The sequence below is a fragment of the Streptomyces sp. NPDC058308 genome (genome assembly GCF_042880275.1).
In the GTDB taxonomy this organism is placed as follows: domain Bacteria; phylum Actinomycetota; class Actinomycetes; order Streptomycetales; family Streptomycetaceae; genus Streptomyces.
This window is the reverse complement of the sequence record NZ_JBHVZA010000001.1, coordinates 101135-120033: the sequence shown is the minus strand read 5'-3', so window position 1 is coordinate 120033 and position 18899 is coordinate 101135. Positions and strand designations below refer to the sequence as shown.

At 73.4% G+C, this 18899-nt stretch carries 2 protein-coding genes; both read left to right on the top strand.

Translation table 11 applies throughout. The annotated features are described in order from the left end of the window. Positions 1–6690, top strand: a complete 6690-nt coding sequence (locus ACFVYL_RS00260) for an SDR family NAD(P)-dependent oxidoreductase (RefSeq protein WP_389712029.1) — start codon at positions 1–3, stop codon at positions 6688–6690. A gap of 52 nt (positions 6691–6742) precedes the next feature. Continuing rightward, on the top strand, positions 6743–18877 hold the full coding sequence (locus ACFVYL_RS00255; protein WP_389712028.1) for an SDR family NAD(P)-dependent oxidoreductase: 12135 nt from the start codon (positions 6743–6745) through the stop codon (positions 18875–18877). Positions 18878–18899 lie beyond the last annotated feature (22 nt).

Below are 18899 nucleotides of genomic sequence, written 5' to 3'. Positions count from 1 at the left end.
ATGGCGAGTGAAGAGCAACTGGTCGAATATCTGCGCAGGGTGACCACCGAGCTCCACGACACGCGCCGACGCCTCACGCAGGAGGAGGACCGCAGGCAGGAGCCGGTGGCTCTGGTCGCCATGGCCTGCCGGTTCCCCGGGGGCGTGGCCTCTCCGGAGGACCTCTGGGACCTGGTGGCCGCAGGCAAGGACGCCATCGAGGACTTCCCCACCGACCGGGGCTGGGACCTGGGGTCCCTCTACCACCCGGACCCGGCCAACTACGGGACCAGCTACGTGCGCCACGGCGGGTTCGTGGACCACGCGGGCTCCTTCGACGCCGACTTCTTCGGCATCAGCCCGCGGGAGGCCCTGGCGATGGACCCGCAGCAGCGGTTGATGCTGGAGACGTCCTGGGAGCTCTTCGAGCGGTCCGGCATCGATCCCGTCTCCCTCAAGGGCAGCCGCACCGGTGTCTACGCAGGAGTGTCCAGCGAGGACTACATGTCCCAACTCCCGCGTATTCCTGAGGGGTTCGAGGGGCACGCCACCACCGGGAGCCTGACCAGTGTCATCTCGGGGCGGGTGGCCTACACGTACGGCTTGGAAGGCCCCGCCGTCACCGTCGACACGGCCTGCTCCGCCTCTCTCGTCGCGATCCACCTGGCAAGCCAGGCCCTGCGCCAGCGCGAGTGCGACCTGGCCCTCGCGGGCGGAGTGCTGGTGCTGTCGAGCCCGCTGATGTTCACCGAGTTCTGCCGCCAGCGCGGCCTGGCGCCCGACGGCCGCTGCAAGCCGTTCGCCGCCGCGGCCGACGGCACCGGATTCTCCGAGGGCATCGGCCTGATCCTCCTGGAGCGGCTCTCCGACGCCCGCCGCAACGGCCACAACGTCCTGGCCGTCATCCGCGGTTCGGCCGTGAACCAGGACGGCGCGAGCAACGGTCTGACCGCGCCCAACGACGCCGCTCAGGAACGGGTGATTCGAGCCGCCCTCGACCATGCCCGGCTCACCCCCGCCGAGGTGGACGCCGTCGAGGCACACGGCACCGGCACCAAGCTGGGCGACCCCATAGAGGCCGGGGCCCTGCTCGCCACCTACGGCCGCCACCGTGACCGGCCCCTCCTGCTCGGCTCCCTCAAGTCCAACATCGGCCACACCCATGCCACCGCCGGTGTCGCCGGCGTCATCAAGACCGTCATGGCCATCCGCAACGGCCTGGTGCCCGCGACGCTCCACGTCGAGGAGCTGAGCCCGCACGTGGACTGGGAGGCGGGAGCGGTCGAGGTCGTCACCGAGCCCACCGAGTGGCCCGACACCGGCCGTCCGCGGCGGGCCGGAGTGTCCGCGTTCGGCATCTCGGGCACGAACGCACACCTGATCCTTGAGCAGTCACCCGAGAACACGCCCGAGAACACGCCCGCAGAAGCCGGGCGGCCCGCCCTTGAGCACGTGCCGGGCGCGGTCGTGCCATGGGTGCTCTCCGGTCGGACCGAGGAGGCGCTGAGTGAACAGGCCCGCCGCCTTGGCGAGTTCGTCGCGGGTGATACGGATGCGCTGCCCACTGAGGTGGGGTGGTCGCTGGTGACGACACGGTCGGTGTTCGAGCACCGGGCCGTGGTGGTGGGCCGGGACAGGGACGCGCTGACGGCTGGTCTCGGCGCGTTGGCGGCGGGTGAGGCCTCGGCGGATGTGGTGTCCGGGGTTGCGGGGGATGTGGGTCCGGGGCCGGTGTTGGTGTTTCCGGGGCAGGGGTCGCAGTGGGCGGGCATGGGAGCCCAACTCCTCGATGAGTCAGCGGTGTTCGCGTCCCGGATCGCGGAGTGTGAGCAGGCGCTGTCCGCATACGTGGACTGGTCGCTGAGTGAGGTGCTGCGGGGGGATGGGAGTGCGCTGTCCCGGGTTGAGGTGGTGCAGCCGGTGTTGTGGGCGGTGATGGTGTCGCTGGCTGCGGTGTGGGCGGACTACGGGATCACGCCCGCTGCGGTGGTGGGGCACTCACAGGGCGAGATGGCCGCCGCGTGTGTCGCCGGTGCGCTCTCGCTGGAGGATGCCGCCCGGGTTGTCGCCGTACGTAGTGATGCCCTCCGCCAGCTCCAAGGCCGCGGCGACATGGCGTCGCTGGGCACGGGTGCGGAGCAGGCGGCTGAGCTCATCGGTGACCGGCCGGGGGTGTGCGTCGCCGCGGTCAACGGTCCCTCCTCCACGGTCATTTCGGGCCCGCCCGAACAGGTCGCTGCCGTCGTCGCCGAGGCCGAAGCACGCGGCCTGCGCGCCCGCGTCATCGACGTCGGGTACGCCTCTCACGGCCCGCAGATCGACGAACTTCACGACCTGCTCACCAACCGCCTCACCGGCATCCAGCCCACGCGCACGGATATCGCCTTCTACTCCACCGTCACCGCCGAACGCCTCAACGACACAACCCGCCTGGACACCGGCTACTGGGTCACCAACCTCCGCCAGCCGGTCCGCTTCGCCGACACCATCAAGGCCCTGCTCGCCGACGGATACCGCCTCTTCATCGAGGCCAGCCCCCACCCCGTCCTCAACCTCGGCATACAAGAGACCATCGAGCAGACCGACCTCCCCGCCACCGTCATCCCCACCCTGCGCCGCGACCACGGCGACACCACCCAACTGGCCCGCGCCGCCGCCCACGCCTTCACCGCAGGCGCCGACATCGACTGGCGCCGCTGGTTCCCGGCCGACCCCACCCCCCGCACCGTAGACCTCCCCACCTACGCCTTCCAACGCCGACGCTATTGGTTGGCCGACACCGTGGCGCGGGACGTCGGCCGGGACCGGGCCGTCGGTTCGGGGCATGCGCAGTTGCCCGTCGCGGTTGCTCTCGCCGACGGGGGAGTGGTGCTCAACGGGCGGGTCTCGGCCGAGGGGGGTGGCTGGCTGGGCGGGCATGTGGTGGCGGGGACTGCTCTGGTGCCGGGTGCCGCGTTGGTGGAGTGGGTGTTGCGGGCCGCCGACGAAGCGGGCTGCGTCACGGTGGACGAGCTGACGTTGCAGGCGCCGCTGGTGCTGCCGGAGTCCGGCGGGCTCCAGGTGCAGGTGGCCGTCGGTTCGGCGGACGAGCAGGGCCGTCGTGACGTACACGTGTACTCACGCCCCGAGCAGGACTCTGCGGCGCTGTGGGTGTGCCACGCCGTTGGTGAGCTCGGGTGTGAGCCGGTGGTGGCACGGCCGACGCGGCAGGCCGGTCAGTGGCCCCCGGCGGGGGCCGAGCCGGTGGACGTGAGTGGGTTCTACGAGAGCGTCGCTGACGCCGGGTACGCGTACGGCCCGGCCTTCCGTGGGCTGCGGGCGTTGTGGCGGGACGGCCAGGATCTGCTGGCGGAGGTGGAGTTGCCCGATCAGGCCGGTTCGGCGGCCGGGTTCGGAATCCACCCCGCGCTGTTGGATGCCGCGTTGCATCCGCTGCTCGCGCAACGGGGCGAGCAGGGGGCCGTCGGTGCGGAGGTGCTGCTGCCCTTCACCTGGAGCGGAGTGTCGTTGTGGGCCACGGAGGCCACCACCGTACGGGTGCGGCTCGCCGGGCTGCGCGGGGGCGATGAGGAGACGGTGTCCCTGACCGTCATGGATCCTGCCGGTGGGCCCGTGGCGGACGTGGCGGAGCTGCGTCTGCGGTCGATCAGCGCCCAGCAGGTACGGGCTGCCGCGGGGCCGGGGACGGACGGACTGTACGAGCTGCGGTGGACGGCGCTTCCCGTGCCGGCGGCCTCGGACGGGGGCGGTGGCCCGGACCTCGCCGGGTGTGTGGTGCTCGACGGGTCGGGTGCGCTCGCCGATGTCGGCGCGGATGCCGATACCCCCGTACCCTCCCTTGTACTCGTCCCGGTGGACACCGCCGACGAGGACGGACTCGCAGTGGTCGGGCGCGTGTTGAGCATCGTCCAGGATTTCCTGGCCGCGCCGCGTTTGGACCAGACGCACCTGGTGTTCGTGACCCGGGGCGCGGTGGACGCGACCGCTCCCGGCGACGACGACCTCGGCCCGTCGCGGGTGGCGGCCCCTGTGGACCCGGTGGACCCGGTGGGCGCGGCCGTCTGGGGCTTGGTGCGCAGTGCGCAGTCGGAGAACCCGGGTCGGATCGTGCTGCTCGACAGGGACGTGCAGTTCGACGGGAGTGTGCAGTTCGACACGGACATGCAGTTCGACGGGGATGTGCAGTTCGAGACGGACGTGCTGCTCGACACGGATACGCGGCTCGACCGTGCCGCAGTCGTAGACGCCGTGCGATCTGCCGTCGAGGCGGACGAGCCGCAAGTGGCCCTGCGTGGCGGCAAGGTGTTGGTCCCCCGGTGGGCCCGGGCCGACGGGCCCGCCGAGCTTGCGGCGCCGCCCGGTGCTCGGGCCTGGCGCCTGGTGGGCGGGGAGTCCGGGACGCTGGACGCACTCGCGGCGGAGGCCTGCGACGAGGTGTCGCGCCCGCTGGAGCCCGGGCAGGTCCGGCTGGCCGTGCATACGGCGGGGGTCAACTTCCGGGACGTTCTGATCGCTCTGGGTATGTACCCGGATCCGGGCGCGCTGCCCGGCACCGAGGCGGCCGGTGTGGTCACGGAGGTCGGGCCGGGTGTCTCCCGGCTGTCGGTCGGCGACCGTGTGATGGGCATGCTGGACGGCGCGTTCGGCCCGTGGGCCGTCGCCGACGCGCGCATGCTCGCTCCTGTCCCGGCCGACTGGGACACCAGGCAGGGGGCTGCCGCTCCGGCGGCGTTCCTGACGGCTTGGTACGGGTTGGTGGAGTTGGCCGGTCTCCGGGCGGGGGAGCGGGTGTTGGTCCATGCCGGTACGGGTGGTGTGGGGATGGCGACGGTGCAGGTCGCCCGTCATCTGGGGGCTGAGGTGTTCGCCACGGCGAGTCCGGCCAAGCATTCCGTACTGGAGGAGATGGGTGTCGATGCCGCGCACCGTGCGTCTTCCCGGGATCTCGATTTCGAGGAGGTCATACGGGAGGCCACGGGTGGGCGTGGCGTTGATGTCGTGCTCAACAGTCTCACCGGTGAGTTTATCGATGCCTCCCTGCGGTTACTCGGCGACGGCGGTCGGTTCGTGGAGATGGGCAAGAGCGATCTCCGCGAACCCGAACGCGTCGAGGCGGCGTACCCGGGCGTGTCGTACCGGGCCTTCGACCTCGTCGCGGACGCCGGGCCCGAGCGGCTCGGGCGGATGCTCGACCGGCTCGGCGAGCTCTTCGCCACCGGTGAGCTGGCGCCGCTGCCGGTGACCGCGTGGCCCTTGGGGCGGGCGCGCGAGGCGTTCCGGTTCATGAGCCAGGCGAAGCACACCGGCAAACTGGTGCTCGACGTACCCGCGCCGGTCGACCCCGAGGGCACCGTCATCGTGACCGGCGGAACCGGCACCATCGGCGCCGCCGTTGCCGAACACCTGGCGCGCACCGGCGAGAGCGCCCACCTGCTCATCGTCAGCCGGCGTGGAGCCGCCGCCGACGGGGCCGACGAACTGGCGGCACGACTCGCGGAGTTGGGGGCCGAGGCGACTTTCGTGGCGGCCGATGTCAGCGAGCCCGGGGCCGTCGCCGCGCTGATCGCGGGGATCGATCCGGCGCACCCGCTGACCGGTGTCGTGCATGCCGCGGGCGTACTCGACAACGCCCTGATCGGTTCGCAGTCCCCCGAGAGCCTGGCCCGTGTGTGGGCCGCCAAGGCCGCCGCCGCGCGACAACTGCACGAGGCGACACGGGAGATGCGGCTCGGCCTGTTCGTGATGTTCTCGTCCTTCGCCTCCACTCTGGGCACCCCCGGGCAGGCCAACTACGCGGCCGCCAACGCCTACTGCGACGCGCTGGCCGCGCGCCGCCGTGCGCAGGGCCGTGCCGGTCTGTCCGTGGCGTGGGGGCTGTGGGAGGCCACCAGCGGCCTGACCGGGACGCTGTCCGCGGCCGACCGGGCACGTATCGACCGCTACGGGATCAAGCCGACCAGCGCGGTCCGCGGCTGCGCCCTGCTGACCGCCGCACGCGCCCACGGCCGACCTGACCTGCTCGCCCTGAACCTGGACCCCCGCGTCCCGGCCGGATCCGACGCCGCGATCCCCGCCGTGCTCCGCGCCCTGGCCGCCCCGGGAGCACCCGCCGCGGCCCGCCCCACCGCAGCCGCGGCGGGCCGGGCGGAGGACTGGCAGAGCAGGCTCGCCCACCGCACCGTCGACGAGCGACTGGAGCTCCTCACCGGTCTCGTGCGCACCCACGCGGCCGGCGTGCTCGGGCACGCGGACCCGGCGGCAGTGCAGGTGGACACGCCGTTCAAGGAGCTCGGGTTCGACTCGCTGACCGCCGTCGAACTGCGCAACCGGCTGGCCGCCGCGACCGGCCTGAAACTGCCCGCGGCCCTGGTCTTCGACTACCCGCAGGCCCACGTGCTCGCCGCCCACCTCGCCGAACGGCTCGCCCCGGACGGGACACGGGCCCCGGAGGCCGACACGACCGCCCAGGTCCTGCAGGAAGTGGCCCGGGTCGAGCACGTCCTGTCCGCCGCCGTCACGCAGGGCCTGGACCAGGCGGCCGTCGCGGCCCGCCTGGAGGCGCTGCTCGCCCGCTTCACGGAGGCCACGGCGGCCGGAGCCAAGGGAGCCACCGGAGCGGACGGCGGGGACGGCGGGGACGCGGCGGACCAGCTGGAGACGGCGACCGCCGAGCAAGTACTGGACTTCATCGACAACGAACTCGGGGTGTGAGCCGCGTGCCGGCCGCACATCCCGCGATCACGGGCGGGGAGCTAAAGCGCACATGGTGAGCGAAGAGAAACTGGTCGACTACCTCAAGCGTGTCTCCGCGGACCTGCACGCCACCCGGCAGCGCCTGCGCGAGGCCGAGGAACGCGACCAGGAGCCGGTGGCCGTGGTGGAGATGGCCTGCCGCTACCCCGGCGGCGTCCGCAGCCCCGAGGACCTGTGGGAGCTGCTCGCCGCGGGCGGCCACGCCCTTGGCGCCTTCCCCGACAACCGGGGCTGGGACCTGGACCGGCTCTTCCACCCGGACCCCGACCACCCCGGGACCAGCTACGCCCGCGAGGGCGGATTCCTTCACGACGCCGACCTGTTCGACCCCGAGTTCTTCGGCATCAGCCCGCGCGAGGCCGCCGTCCTCGACCCGCAGCAGCGCCTGCTCCTGGAGTGCGCCTGGGAGGCTCTGGAGCGCGCGGGCATCGACCCGCACTCCCTGCGGGGCAGCCGCACCGGCGTGTACGCGGGAGCGGCCCTGCCCGGATTCGGGACCCCGCACATCGACCCGGCCGCCGAGGGCCATCTGGTCACCGGCAGCGCCCCCAGCGTCCTGTCCGGCCGGCTCGCCTACACCTTCGGTCTGGAGGGCCCGGCGGTCACCATCGACACCGCCTGCTCGTCGTCGCTGGTCGCCGTGCACCTGGCGGCCCACGCTCTGCGCAGGCGGGAGTGCGATCTGGCGCTCGCGGGCGGCGTGACGGTCATGACCAACCCGTACGTGTTCACCGAGTTCTCCCGCCAGCGGGGCCTGGCCGCCGACGGCCGGTGCAAGCCCTTCGCGGCCGCCGCCGACGGCACCGCGTTCTCCGAGGGCGTCGGGCTCCTCGTACTGCAACGCCTCTCCGACGCCCGCCGGGCAGGCCACCGGGTGCTCGCCGTCATCCGCGGCTCGGCCGTCAACCAGGACGGCGCCAGCAACGGCCTGACCGCCCCCAACGGCCCCGCCCAGCAGCGCGTCATCCGCGCCGCCCTGGCCGGGGCGCGGCTCTCGCCCGCGGAGGTCGACGCGGTCGAGGCGCACGGCACCGGCACCCGGCTCGGCGACCCCATCGAGGCCGACGCGCTCCTCGCCACGTACGGACAGGAGCGGCACGAGGACCGGCCGCTGTGGCTCGGCTCGGTGAAGTCCAACATCGGTCACACGCAGGGCGCGGCCGGCGCCGCGGGCCTGATCAAAATGGTCCAGGCACTACGGCACCGGACGCTGCCCGCCACGTTGTACGCGGACGAGCCCACCCCGCACGCCGACTGGGAGTCGGGCGCGGTACGCCTGCTCACCGAACCGGTGGACTGGCCGCGGGGGAGCCGCCCCCGCAGGGCGGGCATCTCCTCCTTCGGCATCTCCGGCACCAACGCCCACCTCATCCTGGAAGAGGCGCCTCCGGTTGAGGCCGTGGAGGTGGGGGAGGGCGCGGGCGGGAAGCCCGCGGGTGAAGAAGGCGCAGGGGTTCAGCGGGGGCCTCGCCCCGTCGTGCGCGTACGTGTCGAGAGCCCTGACGCCGAGAGCCCTGACGCCGATGCCGATCGTCCTCGCGACGAGTGGCGGCGGGCCGTGCCGCTGCCCTGGGTGCTCTCCGCCCGTACCCCCGCCGCACTGCGCGCCCAGGCCGACGCACTGGCCGGGCACGTCGCCGCCCACCCCGACAGCGCCGCGGCCGACGTCGGCGGAACGCTGTTGCGCCGGACTCTGTTCGAGCACCGCGCCGTGGTGCTCGGTGCCGGCCACGACGAGTGCGCGGCGGCACTGGCAGCCCTCGCGACAGGCCGCGCCCACCCCGCCCTCACCCGCGGCGAGGTCCCGGCCAGGTCCGGCGGCACCGCCTTCCTCTTCACCGGCCAGGGCAGCCAACGGCCCGGCATGGGCGCCCAGTTGTACGAGGACTTCCCCGTATTCGCCGAAGCCCTGGACGAGATCTGCACTTACCTGGATCCGCTGCTCGAACAGCCGCTGCGTACCGTCCTGTTCGCCCCCGCGGACACGGCGCAGGCAGCGGCTCTGCATGAGACTGGTGTGACGCAGGCCGCCCTGTTCGCCCTCGAAGTCGCCCTGTACCGCCTGGTCACTTCCTTCGGAATCGTCCCCAGCCATCTGACCGGACACTCCGTCGGTGAGATCGCCGCCGCGCACGTGGCAGGGGTGCTCTCCCTGCCGGACGCCTGCAAGCTGGTCGCGGCTCGCGGCCGCCTCATGCAGGCCCTGCCCCCCGGCGGCGCCATGCTCGCCGTCCAGGCGGCCGAGGGCGACGTGCTGCCGCTGCTCGAAGGTCTGGAGGGGCGGCTCTCCCTCGCCGCCGTCAACGGCCCCGCCGCCGTCGTCGTCTCCGGCGAGGCATCAGTCGTCGCGGACGTCGAACAGACCCTGCGCGGGCGCGGCGTCAAGACCAAGCGCCTCAAGGTCAGCCACGCCTTCCACTCGCCGCTCATCGAGCCGATGCTCGACGACTTCCGCAGCGTGGTCCGCACACTGACCTTCCACCCGCCGACGCTGCCCGTCGTCTCCAACCTCACGGGCGGGCTCGCCGACGAGGAGCTCCTGACCGACCCCGAGTACTGGGTGCGCCACGTCCGCCGGCCCGTGCGCTTCTTCGACGGGCTGCGCACCCTCGGCGACCGGAACGTCGTGCGCTACATGGAGCTCGGCCCCGACCCGGTCCTCGCCACCATGGTCCAGGACTGCCTCCGGGCCGCCCCGGCGGACGGGACGGAGGCCGCGCCCCCGGTCGTCGTGTCCGCCCTGCGCGCCGGGCACGACGAGACCCGCACGCTCCTCGGCGCCGTCGCCGCCCTGCACACCGACGGGCAGACCGCCGACCTCACCTCGCTCTTCCCCGACGACACGGAACAACTGCCGCTCCCCACCTACCGGTTCCAGCGCCGACGCTACTGGCGCACCGCTCCCGACGCCGCGGCCCCGGCCCGCGCCGCCGACCTCCAGGACACCGGCCACCCGCTGCTGCCCGCCGTCATCCGGCAGGCCGACGGCGGCCTCCTGCTCGCGGGACGCCTCTCCCTGCGTACGCATCCCTGGCTCGCCGACCACGCCATCGCGGGCGGCATCCCGCTCCCCGCCACCGCCTTCGTCGACCTCGCCCTGCTCGCCGGGCGGTACGCCGACTGCGACACCGTCGACGACCTCACACTCGAAAGCCCGTTGCTGCTCGACGAGCCCGCAGCGGGCGCCGGTACCGGTACCGGCGCCGTCCATGTGCAGCTCGCCCTCGCCGCCCCGGACGAAACCGGCCGCCGCACCCTCACCATTCACACCCGCCCCGCCGACGACGAGGGTGAGGAGGGTGACGAAGGCAATGACGCGGTGGCCCACGGCTGGCGCCGTCACGCGACCGGCGTCCTCGCCGCGAGCCCGGCTCCTGCCTCCGCCCCTGCCGTCGAGCCACCCGTCCCCGACGGCATGCCCTGGCCGCCCACCGGCGCCACCGCCCTCGACGTCGACGCGCTGTACGACCGGCTCGACGCGCAGGGCTACTGTTACGGGCCCGCCTTCCGCGCCGTACACGCGGCCTGGCGGCACGGCGACGACCTGTACGCCGACGTCCGCCTCGCCGACGAACAACGCGCCGACGCCGAGGCGTTCGCCCTGCACCCCGCCCTGCTCGACGCCACCCTGCACGCTGTCGACGAGCTCTACCGAGACCGCGACGGCGGGGGCGTGGGCGGCGAGGGCGACGCGGACGCCCCGGTGCGGCTGCCCTTCTCCTTCAGCGACATCCGCCGGTACGCAACCGGCGCCACCCGGCTGCGGGCCCGCCTCAGCCCTCGCGGCGACGACCGGCTGCGGCTGACCCTGACCGACCCCGAGGGCGCCCCGGTCGCGACCGTCGACACCCTCCAACTGCGGCTCATCCCCGCCGACCGCTGGCGCGCCGCCCGCCCCGCCACCACAACCTCCCTGCACCACCTGGACTGGCAGCAACTGCCGCTGCCCGCAGGGGAGTCGGCCGCCGGTGCATGGGCCGTGCTCGGCCCCGACGACGCGTATCCCGCCACCGCCGCACACCACCCGGACCTGGCCGCCCTGGCCGCCGCGGTGGCGAGCGGCGGGCCCGTGCCGGACATCGTCCTCGCGCCCTTCCCCGCACCGGGCGGCATGGAGGACGGCCACACCGCGCAAGGCGACGGGTCGGCGGACGTCCCCGCGCGGGTCCGGGCCCGAGCCCAGCACGCCCTGCGACTGCTGCGCGACTGGTTCGCCACGGACACCCTCGGCTCCGCCCGGCTCGTCATCCTCACCACCGGCGCCGTCACCGCACGGGCCGACGACACGCCCGCCGACCTCACCACCGCACCCCTGTGGGGACTGGTCCGCGCCGCCCAGGCCGAACAGCCCGGCCGCGTCCTCCTCGTGGACACCGACGAGGACGCCGCCTCACGCCACGCCTTGCCCGCCGCCCTGGCCGCCGCGACCACCCACGCCGAGACCGAGGTCGCCCTGCGCGCGGGCACCGCACTCGTCCCGCGCCTCGCCGTCACCCCGCCCCGGCCCGACGCCACCGCCCCACCCCTCGCCCCGGAGGGCACCGTCCTCATCACCGGCGGCACCGGAGGCCTCGGCCGGGCCGTCGCCCGCCACCTGGCCACCGCCCACGGCGCCCGCCACCTGCTCCTCGTCAGCCGCCGGGGCGAGGCCGCCGAAGGCCTCGCCGCACTGCGTGCCGACCTCGCCCCCGACGGCGTCGACGTCCGCGTCGCGGCCTGCGACATCACCGACCGCGCCGCGCTGGCCGGACTCCTGTCCGACATCCCCGCCGCGCACCCGCTCACCGCCGTCGTGCACACCGCGGGCATCATCGACGACGGCCTCATCGAGGCGATGACCCCCGACCGGCTCGACGCGGTCCTTGCGCCGAAGGCCGACGCGGCCTGGCACCTGCACGAACTCACCCGCGACGCGGACCTCGCCGCCTTCGTCCTCTTCTCCTCCGGCGCCTCCGTCCTCGGCAACGGCGGCCAGGCCAACTACGCCGCCGCCAACACCTTCCTCAACACCCTCGCCGAACACCGCCGCGCGCACGGCCTGCCCGCCACCTCCCTGGCCTGGGGCCTGTGGGAGTCCGCCTCCGGCGGCATGGCCGCCCGGCTCGCCGAGACCGACCGCGCCCGCATCCACCGCACCGGAGTGGCCGCCCTCGACGACGACCGGGCCCTCGCCCTCTTCGACGCGGCCCTGACCGCCCCGTACGCCACGGTCCTCGCCACCCGCTTCGACCGCGCCGTACTGCGCGGCCAAGCCGTCGCCCGCACCCTGCAGCCCGCCCTGCGCGGACTGGTGCGTATGCCCCGCCGGGCCGCGGCCACCACCGAAGAGGCCGCGCCCTCCTCGTGGAGCGCCCGCCTGGCCCGGCTGTCCCACGGTGACCGGGACCGCGCACTGACCGAACTCATCCGCGAGCAGATCGCGACCGTCCTTGCGCACCCCTCGCCCGAGTCGATCGAACTGGGCCGCGCCTTCCAGGAGTTGGGCTTCGACTCGCTCACCGCCCTGGAACTGCGCAACCGCCTCTCCACCGTCACCGGCATCCGGCTGCCCGCCACCCTCATCTTCGACCACCCCAGCCCGAGCGCCCTCGCCCGCCACCTGCGCGGCCACCTCCCCGACGCCGATCGGCACACCTCCCCGGCCACTTCCCTGACCCCCTCCGGGCCGGGGGCCCACACCATGGCCACCGACGACGACCCCATCGCCATCGTCGGCATGGCCTGCCACTACCCCGGGGGCGTGTCCTCGCCCGAGCAGCTCTGGCAACTCGTGGCCACCGGCACCGACGCCATCGGCCCGTTCCCCGAGGACCGCGGCTGGGACACGGCCGGCCTGTTCGACCCCGACCCCGACCAGGTCGGCCACAGCTACACCCGCGAAGGCGGCTTCCTCTACGACGCCGCCCGGTTCGACGCGGGCTTCTTCGGCATCAGCCCGCGCGAGGCCGCCGCCACCGACCCGCAGCAGCGACTGCTCCTCGAAACCGCCTGGCAGGCCTTCGAACACGCGGGCATCGACCCGGCCACCCTGCGCGGCACCTCCTGCGGCGTCATCACCGGGATCATGTACGACGACTACGGCTCCCGCTTCCTCGCCCGCAAGCCGGACGGTTTCGAGGGCCGCATCATGACCGGCAGCACCCCGAGCGTGGCCTCCGGCCGGGTCGCCTACACCTTCGGCCTCGAGGGCCCCGCCATCACGGTGGACACCGCCTGCTCCTCCTCCCTCGTGGCGATGCACCTGGCATCCCAGTCGCTGCGCCAGGGCGAGTGCGACCTGGCGCTCGCGGGCGGCGTGACCGTGATGGCGACGCCGAACACCTTCGTGGAGTTCTCGCGCCAGCGCGGACTGGCCCCCGACGGCCGCTGCAAGCCGTTCGCGGCCGCCGCCGACGGCACCGGCTGGGGCGAGGGCGCCGGTTTGGTCGTCCTGGAACGCCTCTCCGACGCCCGCCGCAACGGCCACCGGGTCCTCGCCCTGCTGCGCGGTTCCGCCGTGAACCAGGACGGCGCGAGCAACGGCCTGACGGCCCCCAACGGCCCCTCCCAGGAGCGCGTCATCCGCGCCGCCCTGGCCGGCGCGGGCCGGAACCCCGAGGACATCGACGTGGTGGAGGCGCACGGCACGGGCACCACGCTGGGCGACCCGATCGAGGCGCAGGCCCTGCTGGCCACATACGGTCAACAGCGTTCCGAGGAACGGCCGTTGTGGCTCGGCTCGGTGAAGTCGAACATCGGCCACACGCAGGCCGCCGCCGGTGTGGCGGGCGTCATCAAGATGGTGATGGCGCTGCGCCACGAGCACCTCCCCGCCACCCTCCACGCCGACGAGCCGACCCCGCATGTGGAGTGGGACGGCGGAGGGGTGCGTCTGCTGACCGAGCCGGTGCCGTGGGCACGGGGTGAGCGGGCGCGCCGCGCCGGGATCTCCTCTTTCGGGATCTCGGGGACGAATGCGCATTTGATTCTGGAGGAGGCGCCGGAGGAGGCCGCTCGGGAGGCGCCCGCTTGTCTTGCTGACGCGTCGCCGGGTGGGGTGGTGCCGTGGGTGGTCTCGGGGCGAGGTGGGGATGTGTTGCGTGAACAGGCGCGGCGGCTGGGCGAGTTCGTCGCGGGGGGCGCGCAGGTGCGGCCCGCCGAGGTGGGGTGGTCGCTGGTGACGACGCGGTCGGTGTTCGAGCACCGGGCGGTGGTGGTGGGGCGGGACGGGGACGCGCTGCTGGGTGGGTTGCGGTCGCTGGCGGCGGGTGAGGTGTCGGTGGATGTGGTGTCCGGGGTTGCGGGTTCGGCTGGTGCCGGGCCGGTGTTGGTGTTTCCGGGGCAGGGTTCGCAGTGGGCGGGGATGGGGGCCCAACTTCTCGATGAGTCGGCGGTGTTCGCGTCCCGGATCGCGGAGTGTGAGCAGGCGCTGTCCGCATACGTGGACTGGTCGCTGGTCGATGTGCTGCGGGGGGATGGGAGTGAGCTGTCCCGGGTTGAGGTCGTGCAGCCGGTGCTGTGGGCGGTGATGGTGTCGCTGGCTGCGGTGTGGGCGGACTACGGGATCACGCCCGCTGCGGTGGTGGGGCACTCCCAGGGCGAGATGGCCGCCGCGTGCGTCGCCGGGGCGCTCTCGCTGGAGGATGCCGCCCGGATTGTCGCCGTCCGCAGTGACGCCCTGCGCCAGCTCCAGGGCCACGGGGACATGGCGTCGCTGGGCACGGGTGCGGAGCAGGCGGCTGAGCTCATCGGTGACCGGCCGGGGGTGTGCGTCGCCGCCGTCAACGGCCCCTCCTCCACGGTCATTTCGGGCCCGCCCGAGCAGGTCGCCGCCGTCGTCGCCGACGCCGAGACACGCGGCCTGCGCGCCCGCGTCATCGACGTCGGCTACGCCTCCCACGGCCCCCAGATCGACGAGCTCCATGACCTGCTCACCGACCGCCTCACCGGCATCCAGCCCACGCGCACGGATATCGCCTTCTACTCCACCGTCACCGCCGAACGCCTCAACGACACAACCCGCCTGGACACCGGCTACTGGGTCACCAACCTCCGCCAGCCCGTCCGCTTCGCCGACACCATCGAGGCGTTGCTCACGGACGGCTACCGCCTCTTCATCGAAGCCAGCCCCCACCCCGTCCTCAACCTCGGCATACAAGAGACCATCGAGCAGACCGACCTCCCCGCCACCGTCATCCCCACCCTGCGCCGCGACCACGGCGACACCACCCAACTGGCCCGCGCCGCCGCCCACGCCTTCACCGCAGGCGCCGACATCGACTGGCGCCGCTGGTTCCCGGCCGACCCCACCCCCCGCACCGTAGACCTCCCCACCTACGCCTTCCAGCACGATCACTACTGGCTGGAGGAGCCCGCCGGGCTCACCGGGGACGCCGCCGACCTCGGCATGTCCTGCGCCGGGCACCCGCTGCTGGGTGCCTGCGTGGAACTCGCCGAGTCGGACTCGTACCTGCTCACCGGGCGGCTCTCGCGCAAGCCCCCCTCGTGGCTGGCCGAACACGTGGTGGCCGGGGCTGTGCTGGTGCCTGGCGCGGCGATGGTCGAGTGGGCGTTGCGAGCCGCCGACGAGGCGGGCTGCGTCACCGTGGACGAGTTGATGCTGCAGGCGCCCCTGGTGCTCCCCGACTCCGGGGGAGTGCAAGTTCAGGTGGCCGTGGGCGCGGCGGACGAGCAGGGCCGTCGTGACGTACGCGTGTACTCGCGCCCCGAGCAGGTGGGCGGCGCCCCGTGGCTGTGCAATGCCATTGGCGTGGTGAGCCCTGAACGCGCAGGGGTAACCGGGGAGTTGGTCGGGCAGTGGCCGCCGCCTGGTGCCGAGGCGGTAGACGTGGAGGACTTCTACGCGCGGGCCGCCGAAGCCGGGTACGGGTACGGGCCCGCGTTCCAGGGCGTGCGGGCGCTGTGGCGACACGGTGCCGGGCTGCTCGCCGAGGTCACGTTGCCCGAACAGGCGGACGCACACGACGGATTCGGCATTCACCCTGTCTTGCTGGACGCCGCCCTGCATCCGCTGATGCTCCTCGACCGGCCCGACGACGGGAAAATGTGGCTGCCGTTCGCGTGGCACGGCGTATCGCTGAGCGCGGAGGGCGCGGCCCACATCCGCGTACGGCTCACCCCGCAGGGAGACGCGGCCGAGGGCGGCCTGCGGGTCGAGATCGCCGACAGTACCGGCGCGCCCGTCCTGGGTGTGGATGCGCTGACCCTCAGGGCGGCCGATCCCGCGCAGCTGATGGCCTCGGCCGACGCTGGTGCCGACGGGCTCTACACGGTGGAGTGGACGCCTCTTCCGGTTGCGGCAGCCGACGCTGGTGCCGACGGCTGGGTCCCGCTGGTGGAAGGTGACGGTCTGGCTGATGTGGTGCCGGTGGGTGGGACGGTGCCGTGGGCGGTGGTCGCGCCGGTCGGGACAGCTGTCGGTGAGGGTGGTCTTCCGGTCGTTGAGCGGGTGTTGGCGCTGGTGCAGGAGTTCTTGGCGGCGTCGGAGCTGGCGGAGTCGCGTCTTCTGGTGGTGACACGGGGTGCGGTGGCCGTGGACGGCAGCGGTGATGTGGATGCCTCGGCGGCGGCGGTGTGGGGTCTGGTGCGCAGTGCGCAGTCGGAGAACCCGGGCCGGCTCGCCCTCCTCGACGTCGAGGCCGGTGACAGCGGCGCGGAGGTCGACGACCTGCCGCAGGCCGTACTGCGTGCAGCCATCGAAGACCTCGACGAACCCCAACTCGCGTGGCGCGAAGCGGCGTTGCGCGTCCCCCGGCTGACTCCCGCGGGCGCCCCCGAAGAGCTGGTCCCGCCGGCCGGTACGTCCGTCTGGCGGCTCGGCACCTCGGGCCCTGCCACCCTGGAGAACCTGTCGGTGATCGACGCCCCGGAGGCGCTCGCGCCGTTGGAGCCCGGGCAGGTGCGGATCTCCGTACGGGCGGCCGGCATGAACTTCCGTGACGTGCTGATCGCGTTGGGGATGTATCCCGACAAGGGGACGTTCGCGGGGAGTGAGGGCGCCGGGCAGGTGGCGGAGGTCGGCCCCGGCGTCACGCATCTGTCGGTCGGTGACCGTGTGATGGGTCTGTTCGAGGGCGCGTTCGCCCCGCTCGCGGTCGCGGATGCCCGGATGGTCGTCCCGGTGCCGGAGGGCTGGAGCCTCCAGGAGGCCGCGGCGGTGCCCGTGGTGTTCCTGACGGCCTGGTACGGGCTGGTGGATCTCGGCCGCCTCCGGCCGGGCGAATCGCTGCTCATCCATGCCGGAACCGGCGGCGTGGGCATGGCCGCCACCCAGATCGCCCGTCACCTGGGCGCCGAGGTCTACGCCACCGCGAGCCCCGCAAAGCACGGCGTGCTCGACGGCATGGGAATCGACGCGGCCCACCGGGCGTCGTCTCGCGACCTCCTCTTCGAGGAGACGCTGCGGGAGGCGACGGGCGGACGGGGCGTGGACGTCGTACTCAACAGCCTGGCCGGGGAGTTCACCGATGCCTCCCTGCGGTTGCTCGCCGAGGGCGGTCGCATGGTCGACATGGGCAAGACCGACAAGCGCGATCCCGACCGGGTCGCCGCCGACCACGGGGGCGCCTGGTACCGGGCCTTCGACCTCGTGCCGCACGCCGGACCCGACCGGATCGGGGAAATGCTGGCGGAAATGGGGGAGTTGTTCGCCTCCGGCGTCCTGCGCCCGCTGCCGGTCGCGTCCTGGCCGCTGGGACGGGCTCGGGACGCGTTCCGGTTCATGAGCCAGGCGAAGCACACCGGCAAGCTGGTGCTGGAGATCCCGCCCGCTCTCGACCCGGACGGCACCGTGCTCATCACCGGCGGCACGGGCGTCCTGGCCGCGGCGGTGGCCGAGCACCTGGTCAAGGAGTGGGGCGTACGACACCTGCTGCTGGCCGGTAGGCGCGGATCGCAGGCTCCGGGGAGCAGTGAACTGGTCGGCCGACTGGCTGAGTTGGGCGCAGAGGTGACCGTCGTCGCGGCCGATGTCAGCGACCCTGAGGCCGTGGCCGAGCTCGTCGGCAAGACGGATCCGGCACATCCGCTGACCGGTGTCATCCATGCCGCCGGTGTCCTGGACGACGCCGTGGTCACCGCACAGACCCCCGAGAGCCTCGCGAGGGTGTGGGCGGCGAAGGCCACCGCGGCACGGCATCTGCACGAGGCGACCCGCGAACTGCGCCTCGGCCTGTTCGTGGTGTTCTCCTCGGGAGCGGCGACGCTCGGCAGCCCCGGTCAGGCCAACTACGCCGCCGCGAACGCCTACTGCGACGCCCTCGTCCAGCACCGCCGCGCGGCAGGACTGTCCGGTCTCTCGATCGGCTGGGGTCTGTGGCAGACGCCGAGCGGCATGACCGGGCACCTGGGCGAAGCCGATCTGGCACGTATGAAACGCACCGGGTTCACCCCGCTGACCGCCGCGCGCGGCCTGGCTCTCCTCGACGCCGCCCGGGCCCACGGCCGGGCGAACGTCGTCGCGGTGGATCTCGACGCGCGAGCCGTCGCCGCACAGCCCGCCGCGACCAGGCCCGCCCTCCTGCGCGCCCTCGCCACCGCGGCGCCGGGGGGCCGGAGTGTCCGGCGGACCGCGGCCGCGGTCCCGGCCACCTCGGCGGACGGCCTCGCCACCCGGCTCGCCGGACTGCCGGCCCCCGAGCGGCGCCGCCTTCTCCTCGACCTCGTCCGCACCAACGTCGCCGGAGTCCTCGGACACACCGGCCGCGACAGCCTCGACACCATCCGTCCGGACACGTCGTTCAAGGAGCTCGGCTTCGACTCCCTGACCGCCGTGGAACTGCGTAACCGGCTGGCGGCCGCCACCGGCCTGAAACTGCCCGCGGCTCTCGTCTTCGACTACCCGGAATCCACCGCACTTGTCGAACACCTCCTGGAACGCCTGTCGCCCGACGGCGCCTCGCCGCCCCTCAAGGACGCGGCGGACCCGGTGCTCAACGAACTCGGCAGAATCGAGGCCTCCTTGGAGGCACTGGCCCTCGACGACGAGGGGCGCGGCCGGGTCACCAGGCGCCTCAACACCCTGCTGTCCAAGCTGAGCGGCGCCTCCGGTGGCGCCACGTCCGGCGCGTCGGGCGCGGCCGACCTGGACGCGCTCGACGACGTCTCCGACGACGAGATGTTCGAGTTCATCGACCGAGAACTGTGAGCCGGCCCCTCCGCGCCCTGCG

Coding starts and splice junctions, on each gene's coding strand:
- ACFVYL_RS00255 (WP_389712028.1), top strand. CDS start 6,743: ATGGTGAGCGAAGAGAAACTGGTCGACTACCTCAAGCGTGTCTCCGCG.
- ACFVYL_RS00260 (WP_389712029.1), top strand. CDS start 1: ATGGCGAGTGAAGAGCAACTGGTCGAATATCTGCGCAGGGTGACCACC.